The sequence below is a fragment of the Caulobacter endophyticus genome (assembly GCF_029543245.1).
In the GTDB taxonomy this organism is placed as follows: Bacteria; Pseudomonadota; Alphaproteobacteria; order Caulobacterales; family Caulobacteraceae; genus Caulobacter; species Caulobacter endophyticus_A.
This window is the reverse complement of record NZ_JARQWV010000007.1, coordinates 21540-45749: the sequence shown is the minus strand read 5'-3', so window position 1 is coordinate 45749 and position 24210 is coordinate 21540. Positions and strand designations below refer to the sequence as shown.

The window sequence follows — 24210 nt, the reverse complement described above, 5'->3', positions numbered from 1 at the left end:
CCTCATGAGCGAGACGGATATCGGCGAACAGCACCGCCTCATCGCCAAGGCGATGAACGAGGGAAGCCCCCAGGCCAAGGCCCTAGGCTTTTCCACCCTGGAGATCGGCGACGGCGTCGCCATCCTCAAGGTGCCCTACCGCACCGAGCTGGTCGGCGATCCCGAGACGGGGGTCATCGCCGGCGGCGTGGTCACCACCCTGCTCGACCACGCTTCGGGCCAGGCGGTGCACGCGGCCATGAGCCACTGGACCTCGATCGCCACCCTGGACCTGCGCATCGACTACATGCGGCCGGCCGAGCCGGGGAAGGACATCCTGGCCCGCGCCCACTGCTACAAGCTGACACGCTCGGTCGCCTTCGTCCGCGCCGTGGCCTACGAGACCGATCCCGAAGACCCGATCGCCGCCGCCCAGGCCGCCTTCATGCTGGATTCAAGCGCCGGCAAGAAGGCCGGCGCCAACCTCAAGCCGCCAGGATCCAGCAAGCCGGACGAGAACAAGAAGGAGGGCGGCCAATGAGCGAAGCCCAGGATCGCCTGATCGCCGTGCTCGGCGCCATTCCCTACGCCCGCTTCATCGGCATGAAGGCCGAGTTGGCCGGCGACGAGATGACCGCCATCCTGCCGTTCTCGCCCGAGATCGTCGGCAACCCGATGCTGCCGGCCATCCACGGCGGCGTGCTGGGCGCCTTCATGGAGATGACCGCCCTGGCCCAGCTGTCCATCGCCGAGACCCTCAAGCGCCAGCCGCGCACCATCGACGTCTCGATCGAGTATCTGCGCTCGGGCCGGCCCCTGACCACCTATGCCCGCGCCCAGATCAAGAAGGTCGGCCGACGGATCGCCAACGTCCATGTCGAGGCCTGGCAGGAACAGCGCGCGGCCCCGATCGCGGCCCTGCGCGGACACTTCCTGCTGACCGGGGCCGAGGACTGATCCTCCCCCGGTTGCGGCGGCGGGGCGCAAGCCGCGCCCACCCGGCAACCGGCCAAGAAGGCAATAATTTTCACCCCTCGCCGCCAAGGCGCTCACATTAATCCAATGTAATCCGCATTACAGGTCGGATAGTTTCTTAAAACCGCGTCATGACGCAAAGGTAACGGGTGTTCGTCCCTCGCCCGACCTATACCTCCTTTCACCGGACGCGGACGTCGCGCCGGGCAAACAACTCAGGGACTAAACCAATGACCTTCTCGAACAACGCTTTTGCTTCGCTCGCCAGCCTGGTGCTCGCCGTGCTTCCCCTCGTCGTCGTCGCCGGCTTCATCTCGCCGAGCTTCTAAGTGAACGCCGCGTAGCTCCGCCGGCCCGATCCCGGCGGAGCATGGCGCCTGGCGAATTCATTCGCCAAAGAATAGATCGGAAATAATTCGAAACTTACTTGTTTCGATAGATATCAGAACGTTGCCTTTGCAGCGAACTTGCAGCGATACCGTCGATTTTCGACCCTATAATCGCTCAAATATCGTCATCAAACATTGAATTACGATCTCTAAAAATCCCGCCTCCGCAGGATTTTACTTCGCATATCGGCGGAGTTGTTGCGGACAAGGGGATATTCTTAGAGATGAACAGAACCAAGCTGGCCTGCCTGGCCACGACGGCGCTGTTCGGCGGCCTGCTTTCGGCCGCCGGCGCCTACGCCCAATCGACCGCCACCACCGAACTCGATACCGTCGTCGTCACCGCCGCCTCGGGCCCCAAGACGATGGACGGGACCATGGTCGCCGAGACCGCGCCCAAGGGTAAGTACACGGTCACTAACGAGTTCCTGAACCGCCAGGCCGACGGCCAGACCGTGCTTCAATCGCTGAACCTGGTGCCGGGCCTGGTGTTCACCAACAGCGACCCCTACGGCTCGTCGGGCGGCAGCATCCGCCTGCACGGCCAGGACGGCGCCCACATCGGCTTCCTGGTCGACGGCGTGCCGCTGAACGACGGCGGCAACTACGCCATCTATTCAAACCAGCAGGTCGACGCCGAGCTGATCCAGCAGGCCAACGTCAACACCGGCTCGACCGACGCCGACTCCGTCACCGCCTCCTCGACCGCCGGCGTGATCAACTACACCACCCTGCGCGCCACCAAGGACTTCGGCGTGGTCGCCAAGGCCGGCGTCGGCACCGACAACTTCCGCCGCGCCTTCGCCCTCTTGCAGACCGGCGAGTTCGGCCCGCTGGGCACGCGCGCCTGGATCGCCGGCAGCTGGCAGAAGTACGACAAGTTCAAGGGTCCGGGCACGCTCGAGAAGAAGCAGGTCAACGCCCGCATCGAGCAGGACCTGGCCAAGCCGGGCGACTTCCTGGCGCTGAACTTCAACTACAACGAGAACCGAAACAACAGCTACTACGCGCCCTACCTGACCAACGCCGACGCCTCGGTGGCCGGCGACGTGGCGACCTACGGCGAGGACTACGACTTCAGCACCACGCCAGGCACCTCGAACTACTATGGCCTGCGCCTGAACCCGTCGAACACCGGCACGATCCGCGGCCAGTCGCGCTTCACCCTGCTGCCGAACCTGAAGCTGACGGTCGATCCGTCGTTCAACTACACCCTGGCCAACGGCGGCGGCTCGACCAGCCTGTCGGAAACCTCGATCCAGCTGAAGAACAGCGCAAGCAAGGGCGTCGACCTCAATGGCGACGGCGACACCGGCGACACTGTGCTGGTCTACTCGCCCAGCAACACCAACACCCGTCGCTGGGGCCTGAACACCTCGCTGATCTGGGACGTGGCCGACCACCACCGCGTGCGCTTCGCCTATGCCTGGGACGAGGCCCACACCCGCCAGACCGGCGAGTACAGCGTGCTGAACAGCAACGGCGACCCGACCGACGTGTTCAGCGGCAAGGACGGCTACGGCGTGGCGGTGCTGACCGCGGACGGCGACGTCGCCCAGAAGCGCAACCGCGCCTCGGTGGCCACCTTCAACCAGTTCAGCGTCGAGTACCGCGGCGAATTCCTGGACGAGAAGCTGGTCGCCAACATCGGCGTGCGCCTGCCCACCCTGGATCGCGAGCTGAACCAGTACTGCTACTCGCGCGCCGGCTCGACCACCTACTACTGCTCGTCGATGACCCCGACGGCGACGGCCACCAAGGCCGACGGCGCGGTGGCCTCGGTCGTCACCGTCAACGGCGCGACCTACTTCTCGCCGTTCTCGGCCAAGAAGAGCTATGACGATATCCTGCCGAACGTGGGCCTGTCGTACCGCATCGGCGACAACCACTCGGTCTACGGCAGCTATTCGGAGCAGATGTCGGCCCCGAAGGTCGACAACCTCTACACCCTGACCAGCACCGGCGCTCTGGGCAATGTCGAGCCGGAAACCGGCCAGACGGTGGAGGTCGGCTACCGCTTCCGCACGCCGACCGTGATGGCCTCGGCCAGCGTCTACCACACCAACATCCAGAACCGGATCGTCACCACCGTCGACCAGAACGACGGCACCTACATCGACCGCAATGTCGGCGACGTCGAGATCCAGGGCTTCGACGCCCAGGCCCAATGGCGCCTGGACGACAGCCTGACGATCTACGGCTCGATGGCCTATACCGACGCCAAGCTGCAGGACGACCTGGCCGTCAGCTACAGCTCGACTACGGGCCTGGCCACCTATGCCGACACCGCCGGCAAGCAGGTGGTGGAGACCCCGAAGTGGACCTTCGCCGGCCGCCTGACCTACGACATCGGCAAGTTCCAGATCGGCGTGCAGGGCAAGTTCATCGGCGAGCGGTACATGACCGACGTCAACGACCAGAAGCTGCCGCACTACACGGTGTGGGACGCCGACGTCCGCTACGACCTGGGCGGCGACGGCTGGAAGAAGTCGTACCTCCAGCTCAACGTCACCAACCTCTTCGACAAGTTCTACTACGGCAACCTGTCGGGAACCCAGACCAGCGCCACCCCGGGCGATCCGGGCTACGGCCGCACCTACGCCTATGTGGGCGCCCCGCGCGCGGCGGTGCTCAGCCTGCGGACGGCCTTCTAAGGCCGTATCTCAGATCGCGTGAGGAAGGGGCGGCTCGGCGACGGGCCGCCCCTTTTTCGTGGCCGCCAGCGCCGCCGCCGTGCGGTGCAGTATGGCGTGGCGGTCGGCCAGGCGATCGATGTCGGGGTCGTAGCCGCCGCCGATCACGCCCACGACCGGCACCTCCCGTTGCAGGCAGGCGCCCAGCACCCGCGCCTCACGAGCGGCGATGCCGGCGTTGGTCAGGGACAGACGCCCCAGCTTGTCGTCCGCATGCGGATCGACGCCGGCGTTGAAGAACACGAGGTCGGGATCCACCCGCGCGATGAGCTCGGGCAGGATCGCGTCGAGGCGGGCCAGATAGGCCGCGTCGTCGGTCCCATCCGGCAGCTCCACGTCGAGGTCGCTGGCGGCCTTGCGATGCGGAAAGTTCTTCTCGGCGTGCATCGAGAAGGTGAAGACGCTGGGATCGCCCTCGAAGATCCGCGCCGTGCCGTCGCCCTGGTGGACGTCGAGGTCGACGACCAGCACCTGGGAGACGCGCCCCTCGGCCTGGAGCAGACGGGCGGCGACGGCCACGTCGTTGAACACGCAGAAGCCGGCGCCGGAAGCCGCCTCGGCATGATGGCTGCCGCCGGCGGTGTTGCAGGCGATCCCGTGCTCCAGGGCCAGGCGCGCGGCCAGGATCGTGCCGCCGGTCGCGGCGCGGGCGCGGATGGCGACGCTCTCGCTGTTGGGCATGCCGATGCGGCGCACGATCTCGGGCGGCAGGGAAAGCTCGACGACGCCGCGCACATAGTCGTCGGTATGCGCCAGGCGCAGAACCTCCAGGGCTGCGAACTCCGGCTTGTGGAAGCCGCCCGGCCCCGGCAGCCCCTCGGCCTCCAGCACGCTGGCCAGCTTCGAGAACTTGTCCATCGGGAAGCGGTGGCCGGGCGGCATTTCGGCCCGGAAGGCGGGGTGATGGACGATGGGCGGCGGGGGCGGCGGCATGGCCCGAAGGATGGGCGCCGCGACCATGCGGCGCAAGGCTGACGCTATGGGCAGGCTTGCCCTGCCCGTCCGTGAAGCTTATCGCAGCGCACCATGCAGACGCCCGAGAACCTCGCCGAGATCCTGACCCTCGAACCGATCGAGGTGAACCTGTTCCGGGGCGTCAGCCCCAACGACGGCTTTCCGCGCATCTTCGGCGGCCTGGTCATCGCCCAGGCCCTGACGGCGGCCTACCAGACCGTGGGCGACCGGGTCTGCCACTCGCTGCACGCCTACTTCATCCGCCCCGGCGACGTGAACGCCCCGGTGCTCTACGAGGTCGAGCGGGCCCGCGACGGCGGCACCTTCACCACCCGCCGGGTGGCCGCCATCCAGCACGGCGAGCAGATCTTCAACCTGGCGGCTTCGTTCCAGACGCCGGAAGTGGGCCTGGAGCACCAGTTCGAGGCGCCCGACGTTCCCGCCCCCGAGACCCTGCCGACCGAGGCCGAATACCTGCGCAGCCTGGGCGACCAGATCCATCCCAAGATGCTGGCCTTCATGGAGCGCCCGCGCCCCGTCGACCTGCGCTGGATCGACCCGCAGAACCCCGTGGCCCCGGTCAAGAAGTCGGGCGACAAGCAGGTGTGGATGCGCGCCGTCGCCCCGCTGGGCGAGGACATCCGCATGCAGCAGGCCGCCCTGGCCTATGCGTCGGACATGGCCTTCATGGAAAGCGCCCTGCGCCCGCACGGCCTGATCTGGACGACGCCGGGCCTGCAGGCCGCCAGCCTCGACCACGCCATGTGGTTCCACCACCCCTTCGACTTCAACGACTGGACCCTGTTCTCGCAGGACAGCCCCAGCGCCTCGCAGGGCCGGGGCCTGGTGCGCGGCCAGATGTTCAGCCGCGACGGCAAGCTGGTGGCCTCGGTGGCGCAAGAGTGCCTGATGCGGATCCGGAAGTAGGGCGCCCCCTACTCTCCCGCACTAAAGCCCGTCATCCCGGCCGTAGCGTAGCGAAGAGCCGGGACCCAGGGGCCGCCACCCTGCGCCCGGCCTTCGCGGGACGGCTGATCCAACTTCGGCGCCCAGTCCCCTGGGTCCCGGGTCTACGGCCCGCTTCGCGGCCCTTCGCCCGGGATGACGACCAAGGTTGGTGGAGGAGATCCCTCGCCCTTCACCCCCGCCCCGTCACCGAAGCCAGCGCCCGGGCGATCTGGTGGACGTTGTAGGGCTTGCGCACGATCGGGGCGTCGAAGCCCATGGGCGCGGCCTTGTCGGCATAGCCGGTGGCGAAGACGAACGGCCGGCCTTCCTTGCGCAGCACCTCGGCGACGGGGGCCACCGACTGGCCGTTGAGGTCGGCGTCGAGCACGGCCGCGTCGAAGGTCTGCTCCAGCATCGACAGGGCCTCGCCCAGCTCGGCCGCGCAGCCGACCACCTCGACGCCGCTGTCCTCCAGGCCCGCCTCCAGCTCCATGGCCAGCAGCAGCGAGTCCTCGACGATCAGCACCTTGAGGCCGGCGATGGCCCCGGCGCGGAAGTTCTCGTCGCCGCCGCCGATGGTCTCGACGATGCGCTCGGGCTCGGCCGGCGCCGGCTCGGGCTCGGGCGCATCGGCCAGGGCCGAGGCGGCGGCGTGGATCATCGCGGTGACGCCGCTGCGGCGGTAGTCGATCTTGGCCTCGCCGCCCAGCTCGCGCCCGACCACGTCCTCGACAAGGGTGGCGCCGAAGCCGCGCGTGGTCGGCTCGCTGGTCAGCGGACCGCCGGTCTCCAACCACTCCAGGCTGAACCCGCCATCCGGCGAGCGGCGCCAGACGATCTCGACCCGGCCCGCCTCGGTCGACAGCGAGCCGTACTTCACCGCATTGACCGCCAGTTCGTGCAGGGCCAGCGACAGGGCTGCGGCCGCACGCGGAGTCAAGAACAGCTCGGGCCCGTCCCAGCGGGTCTGGTTGGGCGCCAGGCCGCCCAGCTCGGCGGCGGCGATACGGCCCAGGGTCGCTCCGCGCCAGCGCGCCGCGCTGATCAGGTCGTGGGCCGAGCTCATCGACTTCAGCCGCGCGGCGAAGGTCTTGAGGAAGGCGTCCAGCGACGAGCTCTTGCGCGCGGACTGGGCGGCGACCGACTGCACCACCGCCAGAATGTTCTTGATGCGGTGGTCGAGCTCGGCGACCAGGTTATCGCGCCGCTCGTCGGCCTCGCGCTGGTCGGTGATGTCCTGCACCACGCCGATCAGCAGGTCGGGCTGGCCCTCGTCGTCCAGCACCATGACGCCGCAGCCGCGGCTCCACTGCTCGTGACCGTCCACGCCCTGGGCCCGGCGATACTCGACCTCGTAGCGGCCGGTCTCGCGCAACTGGGCGCGCAGGTCCTCGCGGGTGATCTCGCGGTCCTCGGGGTGGACATAGGGCCAGACGGCCTTGCCCTCCTCGCCCGGCATCTCGCCGGCGGGAATGCCGCTGATGCGGGCCATCCGCTCGCTGATGCGCACGCGGTCGGTCTTGACGTTCCACTCGAACTCGCCGAGCCGGGCCGCGCTCAAGGCCAGGGCCAGGCGCTCGGCGTCCAGAAGGCGCTCGGCGGCGGCCCGCGCCTGGTCGGCCCCGCGGATCAGTTCCTCGACGGCCAGATCGGCCAGCTCGGCCAGCGTGTCCAGCAGTCCAGGCGCAATGGCGTCGCGCGGCAGGTCGTCCTCGACCGCCAGCACGCCGACCACCAGGCCGCGCGGATCTCGCAGCGGCGCGCAGGCGAAGAAGGCCCGGCCCGAAACGTCGACATGCAGGGCCGATCGGCTGCATTTGACCACCAACTCTGCCAGCGGCGTGTCGCGGGAAATGGAATCGGCAGCGTGACCGACGCGGCCGGCCAGCCGAATGCGCTCCGGCTCGATCAGCATCAGGGCCGCGCGCGGGGCCTCGAACAGCCGCGCGGCCAGCCGCGTCAGGCGCGAAAGGCGCGGATCGTCGGCGTCCTTCCACGCTCCGGCCAGAGCCGTCGCCGCCCGCAGCCTGCGGGCCTCCTGGTCCGATGCTCGTTCTGCATCCGCGTCCGCCATGATTCGAACATAGACCGGCTTCTCGCGTGGCGCGAGCGGGGATCGGATGCTCCAGCGCGATCTCCTGTGGTGAAGCTTTTCCGGTCGCGCTAAGGTGGGAACTGGCCGTGCGGGCTCCGCGTTGACGGGGCGCAGCTTCAGCTGCACTTCCCGTAAAGCCCGCCGCGAACCGGAGACGACACATGCCCGCGAACGCCTTGAACACCGCTCAGAACGAAGCCGACAAGGCGACGGCCGCCGCCGGTGCGGCCGCCGAGCACGCCGAGCGCTCCTTCGCCGAGGCCGCCAGCGCCGCCAAGGCCAGCTTCGCCGACGCCGCCAAGCGCCTGGAAAAGAACCTGGTCGACAGCTTCGACACCCTGCGCGCCCAGAGCCGCACCTACACCGACACCGCCGGCCAGCAGCTGGAAGACGCCCAGAAGTACGTCTCCGAGCGCGTCCGCGAACGTCCGATCACCGCCACCCTGGCCGGCCTCGGCGTCGGCGTCCTCCTGGGCCTCCTGCTCGCCGGCAGCCGCAGCCACAACAAGTGATCTTCGAAAAGACCCTGATGACGCTGGCAGCGGCCGCGGCGATCGCCGCGGCCGCTGCCGTGAGCGTGTTCGCCGCCGCCTTCGCGCTGTACGCGGTGCTGGCCCCGCTGCTCACCTCGGCCGGCGCGGCCGCGGTGGTCGCCGCCGTGGCCGCCTTCGTGGTGGCGGTGGCCGGGCTGATCGCCGCCAACCGGGCCGAGGCCAGCCGCGTGCGCCATGCGCCGCCGCCCGAGGTCAACGGCTTCGCCGAGCGCATTGTCGACATCGTCAAGGACCGTCCGATCCTGTCGATCGGCGCGGCCCTGGCGGCCGGCGTCTTCGCGCTCAAGAACCCGACCTTCACGGCGGCCGTCGCCCAGGCCTTCATGGCTTCGAGGACGCCGCCCAAGCGCTGAGATTTTTTCAGCGCCAACGCCTAGCTTTCAACCGCCCCCGGCCCATCTTCCGGGGGCGTTTCGCCATGGAGTGACCATGTTCAAGCTGCCCGACCTGCCCTACGCCTACGAGGCGCTTCAGCCGACCATCTCGGCCAACACCCTCCACTTCCACCACGACAAGCACCACGCCGCGTACGTCAACGCGCTGAACGGCCTGCTGCCGGAAGACGACAGCCGCTCGCTGGAAGCCGTCATCGCCGACGCCGGCCCGGGCAAGGTGTTCAACAACGCCGCCCAGGCCTGGAACCACGCCTTCTTCTGGGAATGCATGGCTCCCGCCAGCGCCGGTCCGGGCGAAGCCCTGGCCAAGGCCATCGACGCGACCTTCGGCGGTCTGGCCGGCCTGAAGGAAAAGTTCGTCGCCGAGGGCGTCGGCCACTTCGGTTCGGGCTGGGCCTGGCTGGTCGCCGAAGGCGACAAGCTGTCGATCATCTCGACCCACGACGCCGACGGCGCCATGACCAAGCCGGGCGTGACCCCGCTGCTGGTCTGCGACGTGTGGGAGCACGCCTACTACCTCGACCACCAGAACAACCGTAAGGGCTTCCTGGAAGCCTGGTTCGACGCCCTGCCCAACTGGGCCTTCGCCGACGCCCAGTACGCCGCGGCTCAAGGCCAGGGCGAAGCCTGGAAGTACCCGGTCTAAGCAACCGACCGAGGGCCGACCTCGAGAAGGGCGGGATCGCGAGATCCCGCCCTTCTTGCGTTCAGGGGTCTGTCCCTGGACAGATCGACACTCACCCGAGCACTTCCCCACGAAACCGTCTTCCCCGCGAAGGCGGGGATCCAAGCTGGCTTTCAGGAGGTGGCGCGGCCGTGGATCCTCTTCGGGTTCGGCTTGGTTCCCCGCCTTCGCGGGGATGTTCGGATGAAAAATGGCGTGGATGCCGAGAGTAGATCGCTCCTAGGAGACGATCTTGCAGTTTGGCCGCCGGTTCACCGCCCAGGTGCGCCAGACGACGAAGCCGGTGCGCTCGAAGGCCATGGCGGTGATGCGCATCTCGGCCTCATCGGCCTCGATGAGGTTGAAGCTGGGCGGCACGCCGCGCTCGCGCACCGACAGGGTGCCCGAGCCCACCGCCTGGGTGCAGCCGCCGGCATAGGGATAGGCGTGCACGAACGGCGCATGGATGTGGCCGGTCAGCACCAGGTCGGCGCCGGCGTTGGCGAAGGCCAGTGCGGCGGCCTGCCCGCCCCGGACCTTTGCGGTCATCGGCCCGCCCATCATCTCGATCAGCGGATGATGGCAAACCACCACCTTCAGCCGCCCGGGCGGCTCGGCGGCCAGCCGTTTGGCCACCGCCTTGGTCTGCGAGCGCGACACCGCCCCCTTCGACCAGTTCCAGCGGATCTGGGCGCCGCGCGCCGAATTGAGGGTGAATACCGCCGCGCGCTCGTCGCGGTAGGCCAGGCCGTCCGGCGCGCCGAACCGCGCCTCATAGCGCCGCCAGGGCATGAACAGCCGCTCGAAGACCTCCACCGGCCCCTTGAACGGGCTGTCGTGGTTGCCGGGCGCCAGCAACTGCGGCGTCGGCAGACGCGCGAACCAGGCCCGGGCGGCGTCGAATTCGACCTGGGCGCCGTCCTTGGTCAGGTCTCCGGCCCCGATCACCAGGTCAGGCCTGGCCGCATGGATGCATTCGACGGCCGCCTCGACCGCCTCCGGATGCTCGCCGCCGAAGTGGATGTCGGAGACCTGCACCATCTTGAAGACGGCTCCGGTCACGGGGCGCCGTCCTTCAGAGCCAGGGCGCGGAACGCCTTTGGGCGAAAGCGGATCGTGACGTGATCGTCCAGCCGCACGGGCTCGCCGTCGAGGATGGCCGGGATGCGCCCGCCGGCCCAGGCCCGCCCGACGCGGCAGCGCTGGACGCTGACCGACGGATCGTCGCGCCAGGCGCCGGTGACGGTCTTCACGCCCAGGCGGAAGATGTCGATGGCGTTGGTGGGATCGAGCGCGGCGGCTTCCAGCGCCCGTTCCTCGGCGTCCAGCGCCGTGGAGACCAGGGGGCACATCAGGGTCAGGGCCTCGGCCTTCTCCTTGGGCCGGCCATCCAGCACATAGCGCAGGCGGCTGGAAAAGGCGCGGCGCAGGGCCCGCTGGGCGCGCATCACGGCCAGGTCCGCGCGGCCCTGGCGGGCGGCCTCGCGCGCCTCGGCCCACAGGGCGGGGCTCCCTAGTATGGCCGCGACGAAGAACAACCGGCCGGCCACCTCGCCGCCCGAGATCATCCGCTCCTCGCCATGGGTCAGGCAGGCCTTCAACGCCTCGGACCAGGCCCGCTCGCCATAGAGGGCGCGCGGCAACATGTTCATGGTGCCGCCGGGCAGAGGCGCGACCAGCGGTCCGTCCGGACCGGCCAGTTCGGCGGCGGCCCGCGCGGTCCCGTCGCCAGCCAGCACGAACAGCACGTCGGGCTTTCGCGCCAGGGCTTCGCTGAGGCAGGGTTCGAGCTCGCCGCCGGCCGGCGCGTGGACGCTCGCCTCGACGCCGTGCTCGGCCAGGATCGCCTCGGCCCGCTCGGGACCGTCTCGTCCCACCGATCCCGAAGCGACGTTGGCGACCAGTTCGACGCGCATGCAAACTCCCGTCGGCGCGGCCGAAAGCGGCCTCCATGCGGAGCAAACGGCGGCGCTTGGCCCGGGTTCCCGCACGCCTGGGCCGGAACTTCCGCCGCTCATGCTCCGTTTGAGTGACCGGGACACGCTCGAACGGAGAGCCAAGATGAAGACCACAGTGATCGCCGTGGCGGCCGCCGGCTTGCTGGCCACCGCCTGCACCGCCACCGGCAACACCGAACGCAACGCCGCCGGCGGCGCGGCCCTCGGCGCCCTCGCCGGCGCCGTGATCGGCAACAATGTCGGCGGGGGCGACGCGGGGACCGGGGCCGCCATCGGCGCGGCCATCGGCGGCACGGCCGGCGCCATCAAGGGCTGTCGCGAGGACGGCGGCTGCGGCGCCACCAACGTGAATCGTCGCCAGTACTATGACGAGCGCGCTGGACGGTATTACTACTACGACTCGCGCAGCGGTCGTTATTTCTGGGAAGACGGCAGCCCCCGCTGAGGCGGCCTCGTCCAACCAGGATTTTCGAAGGCGGTCGGCGCGCGTCGGCCGCCTTTGGCATGTCCGGAGCGGCGAAACAGTGGGTGCAACGAGAGGGCGACGAATGAGCAAGGCGGGCGTTTGGATCGCTATGGCGGCGATCGGTGTTGCGGCGGCCGGTTGCGCAAGCAGCCCCTGGCCGAAATCACGATCGCAGATCGAGGCCCTTCCGGCCGCCTGCGAGGACTTCACCGTCTCGATCTATTTCGATCGCGACTCGGCGGCCGTGACTCGCGAAGCGCGGCAGGTGCTGCGTGGCGCGGCCGACGTGGCCAAGGGCTGCACGGCCAGAAACGTCCACGTCGTGGGCTTGGCCGACGCCGTCGGCGCTCCTGACGCCAATCTCGCCCTATCGGAAAAGCGCGCGGCGGCGGTGACCGGGGCTCTGGCCAAGGTCGGCTTCCGCCAGGTGTCGTTCGAGGTGACGGCGGCCGGCGACGCCGGCGCGATCACCCGTGACGGCGAAGCCCGCCCCCTGCGCCGTCGCGCCGACGTGCGCATCGACCTGGAAGGCGCCACCGCGCCCAAGTCCTGAGCCGGACGCACAGAAAAGGCGGGTCGGTGATCCGATCCGCCTGAGGGCTCGACAGAAAAGGGGGTTGCGGAGACGGCAGGCCGGCTTTCGCCAGCCTCAAGTCGGGGGGGCGTCGCCGCCTCCGCAGATATAGAACGACCTCCCCCGATCGGCGTTCCCGAAGTTTCGAAAAATTTTTCGCCTGATCGGCGAGCGTTCCGCCCGCGCCTTGCGCGACGCCGGCGGAACGGCGCCGTGCGCGAAACGTTGTTCTCGTGATCCCGCCGTACGGCGGGGCGAATGGGGAGCGACGTGATGATCCGCGCCTATCAAGCCGCGCATGGCGGACTGGTCTTCGAAACCCAGCGTCGCCGCAGGCAAGTCCGGAGTTCACGTCTGCTCGCCGCGGCGACGGTGCTGGGCATGGCGCTGGCGGTCGGCACCGTCCAGCATTTCGCCTCCGCCCAGCTCGACGCCGGCCGCACGGCTCCGGCCGCGTGGAACGACGCGAAATAGGAGGCGCCCATGGCGACCGACATCAATACCGAACATTCGCCGACCCTGAAGGCGACCCGCGCCCGCCAGGGCCGCTGGGGCCGCCACATCTTCTGGGTGCTGGTGATTTCCATCGTGCTGGCGGCCATCGCCCTGTTCGGCAGCTGGGGCATGCGCTCCGGCGAACTGGCCGCGGTCGAGGGCAACAAGGGCGCCGATACGCCCGCCGAAGCCCAGCAAGGCACCACGACCCTCACCTCGCCCAAGCAGTCTCCGCAGGAACAGACCGCGCCGGCCCATTAGCGCTGGCGCGGGACTGGGAAGAGCTCGCCAGAAGCTCAAGAGGAAACGCACCAAAGAGAAGGCCCCGGCGATCGCTCGCCGGGGCCTTCGTCGTTCGGGGTCCTCGGGCCGGCCGTCAGGCGGCCTGGCGGGTCCTGCGCGGGTGGAAGAACAGCGCCTGGCCGATCGCCGCCTTCACCGTTTCCGGCTGGAAGGGCTTGGTGATCAGGAAGGTCGGTTCCGGGCGCTCGCCGGTCAGCAGGCGTTCGGGGAAGGCGGTGATGAAGATCACCGGCACGTCGAGACGGGCCAGGATGTCCTTGACAGCGTCGATGCCCGACGAACCGTCGGCCAGCTGGATGTCTGCCAGGACAAGGCCCGGCGTCTTGCGGGCGACGGCGTCGACCGCCTCGCCGCGGGTGGCGGCGATGTCGATGACGTCGTGGCCGAGCTCACGGACCAGCGCCTCGATGTCGGCGGCGATGACCGGCTCGTCCTCGATGATCAGCACCTCGGTCGCCAGTTCGGCGTCGATCTCGGCCTGGGCGTCGGCGATCAGCCGCTCGACTTCGCCGAAGTCGCAATCGAGGATCTGGGCCGCCTCGGTAGGCGTGAAACCCTCCAGGGCGGTCAGCAGGAACGCCTGGCGCGAACGCGGGGCGATCCGCAGCAGCCGCTGCGAGGCGTCGTCGGAAACGTCGTCGCGGCGGGCTTCCAGCTGCGCGCCGGAAGTCAGCCAGATGGCGTGGAAAACGCGATAGAGCGCCACGCGCGGCGACAGCGCCGCATCGAGCGAGCGCTCGCCGGCGGCCAACGCCTCCAGCGCCACCCGCACATAGTGGTCGCCGGTCGTCTGGTCGCCGGTCAGGGCGCGGGCGTAACGGCGAACGTAGGGCAGGTGCGGCGCCAGTCGGGCAAGAAGACTCATGACCCCTCCCGTAGAGTGTCTTCGAAACAAAAAAGGCCTTCTGTCACGGCAAAGCTATGCCGTTCAGTCCAGTGCATAACGTGCCCTGCGCGAGGGCGGTTCCGCACCGATCCGAATTTTGCCAGTCTATGCTCAAGCTTATGGAACCCGATGCGGAATGTGGCGTTGACCTCCAGCATTTACACATTCGGCCGCAGGGGGCGGACGCTGCGCACAACCGGCGTCGAGGACATGATCGAACACGTACCCATGGAAGATCAACGCAAGGGAGCCGCCTCGCTCGACGAGGCGCGGCTTCGTCAGCAGGCCATCGGCGTCAAGCTTCGCCAGATGTTCGACGAGGTGGTCAACGAGCCGGTCCCGGACGAATTCCTCGATATCCTGCGCAAGGCTGAGAAGCCTTCGGGAGAGCGTTGAGCATGAGCGAAGCGCAAGTCGGCCGATCGCCCATCGATCCGGCCCGTGACGGGATCTTCAAGAAGGAACTCGTCACCCTCATCCCGCACCTGCGGGCCTTCGCACGCACCCTCACCGGTGACCCGACGGCCGCGGACGACCTAGCCCAGGACGCCATGATGAAGGCCTGGGACGCGCGCGCCAGCTTCCAGCTGGGCACCAACATGAAGGCCTGGACCTTCATGATCCTGCGCAACCAGTTCTATTCCGAGAAGCGTCGCTCGTGGCGCCAGAGCCAGCTCGACCAGGAGGCCGCCGAGCGGACCCTCGTGGCGGTGGACGATCCGGAAGCCCCGGTCGCCCTCGACGAGCTGCGCATGAGCCTGGCGATGCTGCCGCCCGAACAGCGCGAAGCGCTGATCCTGGTCGGGGCCGGCGGTTTCGCCTACGAGGAGGCGGCCGATATCTGCGGCTGCGCGGTGGGCACGGTGAAGAGCCGGGTCAGCCGGGCGCGTCGCGCTCTCCAGGCCATCCTCGAGTCGGGCGGCTATGATCGCGACGGCGGCGCCGCCGGCGACGCGATGCACGCCATCCTCGCCGATGCGGAGCGTCTGAGCACCCAGCGGTGAAGCGCGTGTACGGCCGAGCGGCGGAGGTCGTCGGCACAATCCGGGTCCGTCTCGGTCTGGCCCTGACGGTCGCCCTGCTGCCTGTGCTGCTGCTCGGCGTGACGCAATCCTACCTGGCCTTCAGGACGGAGGGCGACGCGCGTCGGCAGAGCCTGGAGTTGGCCGCCGGCCACAGCGCCGCAACGGCCCGCGCCCGCATCGAGGCGGCCGGCGTGCTGCTCCAGACCCTGGGCCCCGGCTCGGTCGGCCTGGAGTGCGCCCGGCGGCTCGACGCGGTGAAGTCGCGCCTGCCCGGCTACGCCAACCTGATCCGCTTCGACGCCTATGGTCGCGTCGCCTGCGCGGCCGGCACGACCCCGCGCGACCCCGAGCGGGCCAAGCGCCCGTGGTTCCTCGACCTGGCGGCCGGCGCCCACCTGGCCGTGGCGCCGGCCCCAGGCGCGGTCTATGCCGGCGAGCCCTCGGTGCTGACCGCCGTCCGCGCCGAGGACGGCGCTGGGGTGTTCGACGGGGCCATGGCCGCCGTCCTGACCCTGTCGAGCCTCAAGCCCCAGACCGCCAACCGCTTCCTGCCCGACGGAGCCGAGATCGGCCTGGCCGATGCGCGGGGCGCTGTGTTCTCGGCCACCGATCCCAAGGCCTTCGGCGCAGCCAACACGCACCTGCGCGAGGAAACCGAGGCCGGCCAGAAAACCATCCTGTGGTCGGGCAGGGACGCACAGGGCCGCCGCCGCCTGTTCTCGGCCGCGCCCCTGGTCGAGGACGACGTCTTCGTCATGCTGTCGGCGCCCGCCCCGGGCATCATGTCCTGGGCGACCCTGACGCCGATCTCGCGCCTGCTGCTGCCGCTGCTGGCCTTCGCCCTGGCCCTGGCGGCCGTGTTCTGGGCGACCGAGCGCGAGGTGATCCGCTGGATCGTCTATCTGCGGCGCGTGGCGTCGATCTACGCCAAGGGCCGCTTCACGGTCCGCCCCCTGCAGGCCGAACGCGCCCCGCCCGAGATCCGCGAACTGGCCGAGACCCTCGACCAGATGGCCGCCGGCATCGTCACCCGCGACGCCTCGCTGCGCGACAGCCTGGCCGAGAAGGACTCGCTGATGCGCGAGATCCATCACCGGGTGAAGAACAACCTGCAGATCATCACCTCGCTGCTGAACATGCAGCAACGCGCCCTGACCGACCCGGCCGCGCGCACGGCGATGAACGACACCCGCCAGCGGATCACCGCCCTGGCCCAGATCTACCGCGCCCTCTACCAGGGTCCCGACCTCAAGCGCGTCGACCTGCGGCCATTCCTCGAGGAACTGACCGCCCTGCTGCTGGCCGGCGACATCAACGGCCAGGGCTCGGTGCGCACCGAGGTCCACGCCGACCCGCTGGTCATCGATCCCGATCGCCTGGCGCCGCTGGCCCTGTTCGCCGTCGAAGCCATCACCAACGCCCAGAAGCACGCCCTTTCCGAGCGCGGCGGCGTGCTCACCGTCGACTTCTTCGTGCGGGGGGAAGAGGCCGAGCTGGCCATCGGCGACGATGGCCCCGGCGCCCCGGCCGGTCCAGGCGAGGGCGTGGGCCGCACCCTGATGACCGCCTTCGCCCGCCAACTGCGCGGCCAGGTCAAGTTCGACGTCAGCCCGATGGGCGGCCTCCTTGTGCGCCTTGTGTTTCCAACGCCCCAGGCCCTGCCGCCGCCCCAGCACCCGGTCGGAACCTAGGCCTGTCGGCCACGTTTGCTCTGGGCAATCTCAAGCGCCCGTCAGGGCCAGCACCGGAGAACTCTCATGCGCAAGTTCGTCATCCTGGCCGCCCTCGCCGCCAGCCTCAGCGTCGCCGCCTGCAACACCGTCGAAGGCGCCGGCAAGGACGTCTCGTCGGCTGGCGAAGCCGTCAGCGACACCGCCCGCGACGCCAAGAACTGATCCAGGCCGCCAGGCCAGGAACGCAGGACCCGCCCCTTCCGGGGGCGGGTCTTTTGCCGTCGGTGACCAGCCTGTTGCGGCCACGGCGCCGATGCGGCGCCGGCGCGTCTCGCGAGCGCATCAAGCATTGCGGGACTGAAAGGAACGGGCGGATTTTGCTGTCGGCCGGGAGATAAGCCGGACAAGGTGGCCGTCGATCCTGGCGGCCATGACGCTCGCCTCACCCGTCCTCCCGCCGGTCTTCGTGCACAGCGGCTGGCGCTGCTCCAGCACCTATGTCTGGAGCCGCTTCCGCGCCCTGGCCGGCGTGCGGGCCTATTATGAGCCCTGGCACGAGCAACTGGCGGCCCTCACGCCCGAACGCATCGCGCGCGAGACCCCGAGCGCCAGCGGCCTGCGGCATCCGGGCGAGGACGCCTCCTATCTCGCCGAATTCGAGGAGCTGCTGGCGCCCGGCGGCGGCGTCGAGGGCTATCAGCGACGCTTCGCCCTCGACGACTATTTCCTGCCCGCCGACGCCCAGGACGCCGCCCAGACCGCCTATGTCGCGGGCCTGGTGGCTCACGCCCAGGCCGCCGGCCAGACGCCGGTCCTGGCCTGCTGCCGAACTCTGGGCCGCATCGACTGGCTGCGCCGGCGGTTCGGCGGCTTCCACGTGGTGCTGATCCGCGATCCGCTGCAGCAGTGGCTGTCGTTCCACTCGCTGCGGAAACGGGCGCGCCCGACCTATTTCGAGCTGTGCCAGTACGTCCTGCTGTCGGAAACGGCCGGCGCCGAGCCGCTGGCCCGGCGCCTGGGCCTGCCCGCCCCGAAGGGCGGTGATCTGGCCCGGCGCATCGCCGCCGTCCGGCGCAGGCTGAAGCATGCGCCGGCGCGGGTGTCGTTCGCCGCCTTCCTGGCCGTCTATCTGCTGTCGCACCTGAAGGCCCTGCCGCAGGCGGACCTGGTCATCGACGTCGATCGGCTGGGACAGGACGGCGACTATGCGGCCCGCATCACCCAGGCCCTGCGCGCCGGCTGCGGCCTGGCGCCCGACTTCTCCGACTGCCGCACGCCGGCGGCGCACGCCGACGCTCCCGCCGCGCCCTACCGGCGGATCTCGCGGCAGGTGATCGACGCCCTGGGCGTCCGGGCCGCGCTGGCCGCGCCGGGCCCCTCGGCCCTGCTGTTCGCCAAGCTATCCAAGGCCATGGCCGACGCGCCCGAACCACCGGCCTCGATGCGGCGACAGCTGTTCGGCTGGCTTGCTGAAATCCCGGCCGCGGTTTCCCCGCGGCGGGCAGGCCGCGCGCGGATCTAGGCCGCGGCGGCGCGGAAGGCCGGATCGCGGGCGAAGAGGCCCGGACGCCCCGGCAGCGGGCGCAGGGCCTCGGTCACGCCGGCCAGGCTTTCGGTCTCGCCCAGCACCAGCAGGCCGTCCTCGGTCAGGCGGGCGGCCATGCTCTCGACCACCTTGGCCCGCACCGATGGGTCCAGGCCCGGCAGCACATTGCGCAGCATGACCAGGTCGAACACACCCATGCCGGTCAGGTCCGACGTCAGGTTGATCCGCCGCCAGCGCACCGTCTGGCGGATGCGCGGCGAGATCGCCCAGGTCTCGTCCTGGTTCTCGAAATGCTTGATCAGCAGCCGGATCGGCAGGCCGCGCTGAACCTCGAACTGGGTGTAGAGCCCGCTCTGGGCCTTCTCCAGGCAGCGTTCCGACAGGTCGGAGGCGAAGAATTCGAAGCGCACGCCCGGCTCCAGGCCGCGCGCCTCCTCGGCGGCGATGGCCAGCGAGTAGATCTCCTGGCCGGTCGAACAGGCCGCGCTCCAGATCCGCACCGAGCCGTCCTTGCGACGGCGCGACAGCTCCGGCATCGCCACGTCGCGCAGGAAGGCGAAGGTGTCGCGGTCGCGGAAGAAGGCGGTCTCGTTGACGGTCAGGGCCTCGACCACCGCCCAGATCAGCCGCTCCTCGCGCTTGGCGCGCAGGGCCGCCAACAGGGTCTCGATCGACGGATAGCCTTCACGCCGGGCCAGCGGCGCCAGCCGGCTCTCGACGACGTAGTGCTTGTCGGTCTCGACCTTCAGGCCGGCGCGAGCGCGGCCCAGGGCCGCCAGCAGGTCCATGTCCTCGGGGGTCATAGCAGGCCCGCCTCGGCGAACTTGGCGGCGATGATCTCGCCGTCGAAGGGCTTCATGATGTACTCGTCGGCGCCGGTGTCGAGGGCCAGGCGAATGTTGTCGACCCGGTTCTCGACGGTGCAGAACACCACCACCGGCGCGTCGCCGCCCGGCTCCTGGCGCAGGCGCTGCAGGAATTCCAGGCCGTTCATCACCGGCATGTTCCAGTCGAGCAGGACGGCGTCGGGCATGGCCGCGCGACACCAGGCCAGCGCCTCCATGCCGTCGGCGGCCTCGGCGATCTCGAAGCCGATGTCCTCCAACGCACGGCGGGCCACCTTGCGGATCACCCGGCTGTCGTCGACGACGAGGCAGGTCTTCACGGCGCGCTCCAAATCCTAGACGACCAACATGGGCCGATCCGGGTTAAGGAGCGGTGACGGCGCCGAAAAACCTGCGGGTCAGTCGAGGGCGGGGGTCCAGGCGGCGATGCTGACGCGCTCCTCGGCGATCTCGACGCCGATCTGGCCGCCGGCGGCGCGCACCACGGCGTACAGATAGGCGGCCTGCACCCACGGACCGCCCAGGCCTTCGCCGAGCGGCTCGCCCTTGAGGCCCGCCAGGACCTCGGGACGCAGGCGGGCGCGGGGCCCGACGGCGTCGGCGGTGATCGCCGTACGGCCGTCGGCGACCACGGCGCGCAGGGTCGCCGCCCCGCCGGCCGGCAGGGCGCTGGCGGCGATCTGGGCGATGTTGAGCAGGGCGCGCGAGGCGGCCTTGTTCAGCGACTGCGGCGCGATGTCCCAGTTCAGGTTGGGACGCACGTGGGCGAAGACGCCCTGCTGGGCCAGCTTCTCCAGCTCGCGGGAATCGAAGCTCTCGGCCGAGGCCGAGGCGCCGAAGGCCACTCGGGTGAACTGCAGCAGGTCGGCCAGCTTGCGCGCCGAACTGCTGATCAGGCTCATGGCGTCGTCGCGCATGTCCTGGGCGCTGGGATCCTCCAGCAGGTCCAGCCCCGAGACGATGGCGCTGGCCGGGCTGATGAAGTCGTGACACAGGCGCGCGGCCACCAGGGCGGCGAAATCCGGACCGTTGACGTCCAGCGAGGCGACGGGCGCGGGCGAGGCGGGGGCGGCGATGTCGGTCATGGCGCGATCTTTGGCGTGATTTGGGCCTTTGGCAAACGTCGCCGCAGAACTCGTTTCAACCTGACCGCGCACGGATCGCGGCGAAAGCCGTGGAAAACCACTCACACTTTGGCGCGCCAAGCTCTATCAGGGAGCCGTGATGGATCCGTTTCTCGAACCCGGCGTGCTGGTGCGCCATCCGGGCCAGCCCGACTGGGGCCTTGGCCAGGTGCAGTCCGTGACCGGCCATCGCGTCACCGTGAATTTCGAAGAGGCCGGCAAGCAGACCATCGACGCCCGCGTCGTGAGACTGGTCTTCGTCGGCGACGACCCCCGAGGACAAGCATGAGCTCCGCCCCCCTTCCGGCCGACATCGGACGCGACCTGGCCCGTATCGTCGAGGCCGCCGCCGAGGTGATCCTGCCGTTCTGGCGGACCGAGCTCGACGTCGTGCGCAAGGCCGACGAGAGCCCGGTGACCGAGGCCGACAAGGCCGGCGAGAAGGTGATCCTGGCCCTGCTGGCCGAACGCTATCCCGACATTCCCGCCATTTCCGAGGAACATGCCTGCGAGTACGGCACGCCCGACTCCATCGGCCCGCGCTTCTTCCTGGTCGACCCGGTGGACGGCACCAAGGCCTTCGTGCGCGGCGATCCCAACTTCACCGTCAACATCGGCCTGATCGACAACGGCGCGCCGGTGGCCGGCGCGGTGTGCGCCCCCGCCACCGGCGAGGTGTGGTTCACGGCCGACGGCGGCGTGGTCAAGCGCGAGGGCCCGGGCGCCGCCGAGACCCCGGTGCGGGCGCGCGCCTGGCCCGAGGGCCAGGCCCTGGCCCTGGTCAGCCACACCATGAAGGAAGACAAGGCCACGGCCCTGGCCGACCAGTACGGCTTCTCCCTGCGCGCGCCGATGGACTCGTCGATCAAGCTGGCCCGCATCGCCGAGGGCGCGGCCGACATCTATCCGCGCCATGGGCCGACCATGGAATGGGACACCGCCGCCGGCCACGCCCTGATCATCGCCGCCGGTGGCCGCTTCACGACCCCCGAAGGCGAGCCGTTCCTCTATGGCAAGGCCGACCAGGGCTTCCGCAACGGCTGGTTCGTCGCCCGCGGCGCCTGATACACGGCCGATACGTTGCATTATGGCCACGGTTGTCGCGCGCAGCGGCGACCGTGCTCATCCTGCGACTGATTATTATTGCACCCCGGCAATTGCGTACATAAGAACGCCTCGCAATTTCAGGACAGGGGCCGCGGATCCTCCCCCGCGACCCGAGCTGGGGTCTCTCGACATAATGCAAAAGCCTTCCTCGCCCGCCGCCGCCGGCGTTCGCAGCCAAGCCCGCCGCGCCCTGGGCGCCGCCGCCGTCGCCGGTGTCGCGGGCCTCGCCCTGGCGCCCGCCGCCTTCGCCGCCGACGCCGATGCGCCGGTCGCCACCGCGCCGGCCTCGGCCGACGTGCAGGAAGTCTCCGGCGTCGCCGTCGACGCCCGCAAGGCCACCGACATGCAGTCGGGCAAGTACACCGCCCCGCTGGTCGACACCCCGCGCTCGATCACGGTGATCTCCAGCCAGATCATCGAGCAGACCGCCGCCACCTCGCTGCAGGACATCCTGCGCACCTCGCCGGGCATCACCTTCGGCGCCGGCGAAGGCGGCCAGCCGCTGGCCGACCGTCCGTTCATCCGCGGCCAGTCGTCGGGCAACAACATCTTCGTCGACGGCATCCGCGACACCGGCGGCCAGACCCGCGAAGTCTTCAACCTCGAGCAAGTCGAGGTCATCAAGGGTCCGGACTCGGTCTACAGCGGCCGCGGCTCGGGCGGCGGCAGCATCAACCTGTCGAGCAAGTCGCCCAAGGCCAGCACCTTCCTGCGCGGCTCGGCGGCTATCGGCACCGACAACTACTACCGCGGCACCGCCGACGGTAACTACGCGTTCGGCGAGAACGCCGCCTTCCGCCTGAACCTGATGGTCACCGAGGGCGACACGCCCGGGCGCGACAGCGTCGACTTCAAGCGCTGGGGCGTCGCCCCGTCGCTGGCCTTCGGCATCGGCACCCCGACGCAGCTGACCTTCAGCTACTACCACCTCGACACCGACCAGGACCCGGACTACGGCATCCCGCTGGCCAGCAAGCGCACCTGGGGCGTGGCCGGCACCGACAGCCGCACCCGTCCGACCAGCGGCATCCTCGACGTCTCGCGCGACGCCTATTACGGCCTCGACCGCGACTGGATGAAGACCAAGGCCGACATCGCCACGGTCGCCGTCCGTCACGAGATCAACGACAACTTCTCGGTCCGCCAGGCCTTCCGCTATGGCAAGACCCTCAACGACTACTTCGTCACCAACCCCGGCGACGGCGGCGCGGCGCAGTTCGTGGCCGGCGAATGGTGGATGAAGCGCGGCACCAAGTCGCGCTGGAACGAGACCACGACCATCGCCTTCGTCAGCGACGTCAGCGGCAAGTTCAACCTCGGCTCGATCGAAAACAGCTTCAACGCCGGCTTCGAGCTGGGCCGCGAGCAGAACGACAACGCCACCTACACCTTCTACACCGCCAGCGGCTCGTCCTGCCCGGTCGGCTTCACCGGCGCCGGCACCGGCGACTGCACCCGTCTCTACGCGCCCAATCCGAGCGACGCCTGGAGCGGCACGATCAACCGCGGCCCGGCTTCGCAGTCGAAGACCAAGACCGCCGCGATCTACGCGTTCGACACGATCAAGCTGACCCAGAAGCTGCTGCTGAACGTCGGCGTCCGCTACGACGACTACTCGACCAAGGGCTACAACGCCGCCTCGACCAACACCAACGGCGTCATCACCTCGGTCACCTACACCAACGTGCCCAAGACCAGCTGGGACTTCGTCAACTACCAGATCGGCCTGAACTACAAGCCGACCGCGTCGAGCAGCATCTACGGCTCCTACGCCACCTCCTCAACCCCGCCGACCATCGCGGCCGGCGACCAGAACGGCTCGGGCGGCATCGGTTCGGGCAACCTGGCGACCAAGGTCCTCGATCCCGAAGACACCACCAGCTACGAGCTGGGCGCCAAGTGGAACCTGTTCGGCGACCAGCTGGCCCTGTCGGGCGCGCTGTTCCGCACCGAGCGCAAGAACGCCCAGATCCTGGTCGGCCCGGCGGCCACCGACTTCGCCCAGGTCGGCGAGACCCGCGTGCAGGGCGTCGAGCTGGGCGTGTCGGGCAGGATCACGCCGAAGTGGCAGGTGTTCGGCGGCTACACCTACATGGACAGCGAGCTGGTTCGCGGCGCGGTCACCATCACCACCGTCAACGGCACGCCGACGGTGACGCCGCACCTCAACACCGGCGATCCGCTGGCCAACACGCCGAAGAACACCTTCAGCCTGTTCACGACCTACCGCGTGCTGCGTCCGCTGACGATCGGCGGCGGCGCCTACTACGTGTCCAAGACCTTCGGCGGCAACCAAGGCGGCGCCGGCGGCGGCGCCAACGGCATCTACATCCCGTCCTACACCCGCTACGACGCCTTCGCCTCGTGGCAGGTCAACGACAAGGTCGACCTGCAGCTGAACGTCCAGAACCTGACGGACGAGCGCTACATCCTGCGCACCAACGGCGTGCACCACGCCGACCCGGCGCCGGCCCGCCAGACCATGCTGACCCTGAACGTCCGCTACTGATCCCTTCGCTTCGGCGAATGATCACATGAAGACCCCGCCCGGAGCGATCCGGG

At 69.5% G+C, this 24210-nt stretch carries 28 protein-coding genes; 20 read left to right on the top strand and 8 right to left on the bottom strand.

Features of this window, described 5'->3' with window-relative positions; translation table 11 throughout:
• Window positions 1-4: 4 nt before the first annotated feature.
• The 4 genes from P7A99_RS08470 to P7A99_RS08455 all read left to right on the top strand — a co-directional run bounded on the left by P7A99_RS08470 (window position 5) and on the right by P7A99_RS08455 (window position 3997).
• Window positions 5-520 carry a PaaI family thioesterase gene (locus tag P7A99_RS08470; protein WP_277793452.1) on the top strand — a complete coding sequence of 172 codons (516 nt, stop codon included), beginning with the start codon at window positions 5-7 and terminating at the stop codon, window positions 518-520.
• A complete protein-coding gene (locus tag P7A99_RS08465) occupies window positions 517-936 on the top strand; it encodes a PaaI family thioesterase (protein ID WP_277793451.1) in 420 nt (139 codons plus the stop codon). Before P7A99_RS08470 ends, P7A99_RS08465 begins: the two co-directional genes overlap by 4 nt.
• A gap of 248 nt (window positions 937-1184) precedes the next feature.
• Entirely contained in the window at window positions 1185-1283 is a 99-nt protein-coding gene (locus P7A99_RS08460; RefSeq protein ID WP_240621635.1) for a hypothetical protein, read from the top strand.
• Window positions 1284-1567: 284 nt separating this feature from the next.
• Entirely contained in the window at window positions 1568-3997 is a 2430-nt protein-coding gene (locus tag P7A99_RS08455) for a TonB-dependent receptor (protein ID WP_277793450.1), read from the top strand.
• A gap of 9 nt (window positions 3998-4006) precedes the next feature.
• On the opposite strand, the gene P7A99_RS08450 is transcribed toward P7A99_RS08455, so the two are convergent.
• Window positions 4007-4969 (bottom strand): histone deacetylase family protein, encoded by a 963-nt coding sequence (locus P7A99_RS08450; protein WP_277793597.1) that lies wholly within the window; start codon window positions 4967-4969, stop codon window positions 4007-4009.
• Between the two features lie 93 nt (window positions 4970-5062).
• Between P7A99_RS08450 and P7A99_RS08445 the strand changes: the two genes are divergently transcribed.
• Window positions 5063-5917, top strand: coding sequence for an acyl-CoA thioesterase (locus P7A99_RS08445; RefSeq protein ID WP_277793449.1), 855 nt, complete (start codon window positions 5063-5065; stop codon window positions 5915-5917).
• A gap of 211 nt (window positions 5918-6128) precedes the next feature.
• Here the strand turns inward: P7A99_RS08445 and P7A99_RS08440 are convergent, their stop codons facing one another.
• The gene (locus tag P7A99_RS08440; protein ID WP_277793448.1) at window positions 6129-8012 is read right to left on the bottom strand and encodes an HWE histidine kinase domain-containing protein; all 1884 of its coding nucleotides are present in this window, start codon (window positions 8010-8012) and stop codon (window positions 6129-6131) included.
• Window positions 8013-8194: 182 nt separating this feature from the next.
• On the opposite strand from P7A99_RS08440, the gene P7A99_RS08435 reads away from it, so the two are divergent.
• The 3 genes from P7A99_RS08435 (at window position 8195) to P7A99_RS08425 (ending at window position 9628) form a co-directional block, all read left to right on the top strand.
• The gene (locus tag P7A99_RS08435) at window positions 8195-8545 is read left to right on the top strand and encodes a hypothetical protein (RefSeq protein WP_109101186.1); all 351 of its coding nucleotides are present in this window, start codon (window positions 8195-8197) and stop codon (window positions 8543-8545) included.
• Between the two features lie 17 nt (window positions 8546-8562).
• Window positions 8563-8940, top strand: a complete 378-nt coding sequence (locus tag P7A99_RS08430; protein WP_277793447.1) for a hypothetical protein — start codon at window positions 8563-8565, stop codon at window positions 8938-8940.
• 76 nt (window positions 8941-9016) lie between these two features.
• Window positions 9017-9628, top strand: a complete 612-nt coding sequence (locus P7A99_RS08425; RefSeq protein WP_101711159.1) for a superoxide dismutase — start codon at window positions 9017-9019, stop codon at window positions 9626-9628.
• Window positions 9629-9886: 258 nt separating this feature from the next.
• Here the strand turns inward: P7A99_RS08425 and P7A99_RS08420 are convergent, their stop codons facing one another.
• Together P7A99_RS08420 and P7A99_RS08415 are read right to left on the bottom strand one after the other, a co-directional pair.
• Window positions 9887-10708, bottom strand: a complete 822-nt coding sequence (locus P7A99_RS08420) for a metallophosphoesterase family protein (RefSeq protein WP_347276686.1) — start codon at window positions 10706-10708, stop codon at window positions 9887-9889.
• Window positions 10705-11562 (bottom strand): diacylglycerol/lipid kinase family protein, encoded by an 858-nt coding sequence (locus P7A99_RS08415; protein ID WP_277793446.1) that lies wholly within the window; start codon window positions 11560-11562, stop codon window positions 10705-10707. Before P7A99_RS08415 ends, P7A99_RS08420 begins: the two co-directional genes overlap by 4 nt.
• 145 nt (window positions 11563-11707) lie before the next feature.
• On the opposite strand from P7A99_RS08415, the gene P7A99_RS08410 reads away from it, so the two are divergent.
• The 4 genes from P7A99_RS08410 (at window position 11708) to P7A99_RS08395 (ending at window position 13400) form a co-directional block, all read left to right on the top strand.
• Complete coding sequence (locus P7A99_RS08410) at window positions 11708-12049, top strand: YMGG-like glycine zipper-containing protein (protein ID WP_101711161.1); 342 nt, start codon at window positions 11708-11710, stop codon at window positions 12047-12049.
• A 103-nt stretch (window positions 12050-12152) separates the two neighbouring features.
• Window positions 12153-12623: an OmpA family protein gene (locus tag P7A99_RS08405; RefSeq protein WP_277793445.1), complete on the top strand. Its 471-nt coding sequence runs from the start codon at window positions 12153-12155 to the stop codon at window positions 12621-12623.
• A gap of 294 nt (window positions 12624-12917) precedes the next feature.
• Window positions 12918-13118 (top strand): hypothetical protein, encoded by a 201-nt coding sequence (locus P7A99_RS08400; protein ID WP_277793444.1) that lies wholly within the window; start codon window positions 12918-12920, stop codon window positions 13116-13118.
• A 9-nt stretch (window positions 13119-13127) separates the two neighbouring features.
• Window positions 13128-13400 (top strand): hypothetical protein, encoded by a 273-nt coding sequence (locus P7A99_RS08395; protein ID WP_277793443.1) that lies wholly within the window; start codon window positions 13128-13130, stop codon window positions 13398-13400.
• Between the two features lie 115 nt (window positions 13401-13515).
• On the opposite strand, the gene P7A99_RS08390 is transcribed toward P7A99_RS08395, so the two are convergent.
• On the bottom strand, window positions 13516-14307 hold the full coding sequence (locus tag P7A99_RS08390; RefSeq protein ID WP_109101193.1) for a response regulator: 792 nt from the start codon (window positions 14305-14307) through the stop codon (window positions 13516-13518).
• 231 nt (window positions 14308-14538) lie between these two features.
• On the opposite strand from P7A99_RS08390, the gene P7A99_RS08385 reads away from it, so the two are divergent.
• The 5 genes from P7A99_RS08385 to P7A99_RS08365 all read left to right on the top strand — a co-directional run bounded on the left by P7A99_RS08385 (window position 14539) and on the right by P7A99_RS08365 (window position 18548).
• Window positions 14539-14724, top strand: a complete 186-nt coding sequence (locus P7A99_RS08385; RefSeq protein WP_277793595.1) for a NepR family anti-sigma factor — start codon at window positions 14539-14541, stop codon at window positions 14722-14724.
• 2 nt (window positions 14725-14726) lie between these two features.
• Window positions 14727-15332 (top strand): sigma-70 family RNA polymerase sigma factor, encoded by a 606-nt coding sequence (locus tag P7A99_RS08380; protein ID WP_101720508.1) that lies wholly within the window; start codon window positions 14727-14729, stop codon window positions 15330-15332.
• A complete protein-coding gene (locus tag P7A99_RS08375; RefSeq protein ID WP_277793442.1) occupies window positions 15329-17044 on the top strand; it encodes a sensor histidine kinase in 1716 nt (571 codons plus the stop codon). The genes P7A99_RS08380 and P7A99_RS08375 overlap by 4 nt, the downstream gene beginning before the upstream one ends.
• A gap of 66 nt (window positions 17045-17110) precedes the next feature.
• Window positions 17111-17248 carry an entericidin A/B family lipoprotein gene (locus tag P7A99_RS08370; RefSeq protein WP_277793441.1) on the top strand — a complete coding sequence of 46 codons (138 nt, stop codon included), beginning with the start codon at window positions 17111-17113 and terminating at the stop codon, window positions 17246-17248.
• 208 nt (window positions 17249-17456) lie between these two features.
• A complete protein-coding gene (locus tag P7A99_RS08365) occupies window positions 17457-18548 on the top strand; it encodes a hypothetical protein (protein WP_277793440.1) in 1092 nt (363 codons plus the stop codon).
• Here P7A99_RS08365 and P7A99_RS08360 read toward each other — a convergent pair.
• The 3 genes from P7A99_RS08360 to chpT all read right to left on the bottom strand — a co-directional run bounded on the left by P7A99_RS08360 (window position 18545) and on the right by chpT (window position 20502).
• Window positions 18545-19375, bottom strand: a complete 831-nt coding sequence (locus tag P7A99_RS08360) for a CheR family methyltransferase (RefSeq protein WP_277793439.1) — start codon at window positions 19373-19375, stop codon at window positions 18545-18547. The two genes, P7A99_RS08365 and P7A99_RS08360, sit on opposite strands and share 4 nt — an antisense overlap.
• Window positions 19372-19749, bottom strand: a complete 378-nt coding sequence (locus P7A99_RS08355; RefSeq protein WP_277793438.1) for a response regulator — start codon at window positions 19747-19749, stop codon at window positions 19372-19374. Before P7A99_RS08355 ends, P7A99_RS08360 begins: the two co-directional genes overlap by 4 nt.
• A 66-nt stretch (window positions 19750-19815) precedes the next feature.
• Window positions 19816-20502: a histidine phosphotransferase ChpT gene (chpT, locus tag P7A99_RS08350; RefSeq protein ID WP_277793437.1), complete on the bottom strand. Its 687-nt coding sequence runs from the start codon at window positions 20500-20502 to the stop codon at window positions 19816-19818.
• A gap of 136 nt (window positions 20503-20638) precedes the next feature.
• Between chpT and P7A99_RS08345 the strand changes: the two genes are divergently transcribed.
• The 3 genes from P7A99_RS08345 (at window position 20639) to P7A99_RS08335 (ending at window position 24157) form a co-directional block, all read left to right on the top strand.
• Window positions 20639-20830: a DUF3553 domain-containing protein gene (locus P7A99_RS08345; RefSeq protein ID WP_101711171.1), complete on the top strand. Its 192-nt coding sequence runs from the start codon at window positions 20639-20641 to the stop codon at window positions 20828-20830.
• Complete coding sequence (cysQ, locus tag P7A99_RS08340; protein WP_277793436.1) at window positions 20827-21606, top strand: 3'(2'),5'-bisphosphate nucleotidase CysQ; 780 nt, start codon at window positions 20827-20829, stop codon at window positions 21604-21606. The genes P7A99_RS08345 and cysQ overlap by 4 nt, the downstream gene beginning before the upstream one ends.
• A gap of 175 nt (window positions 21607-21781) precedes the next feature.
• Complete coding sequence (locus P7A99_RS08335) at window positions 21782-24157, top strand: TonB-dependent receptor (RefSeq protein ID WP_277793435.1); 2376 nt, start codon at window positions 21782-21784, stop codon at window positions 24155-24157.
• The last annotated feature ends 53 nt before the right edge of the window (window positions 24158-24210 follow it).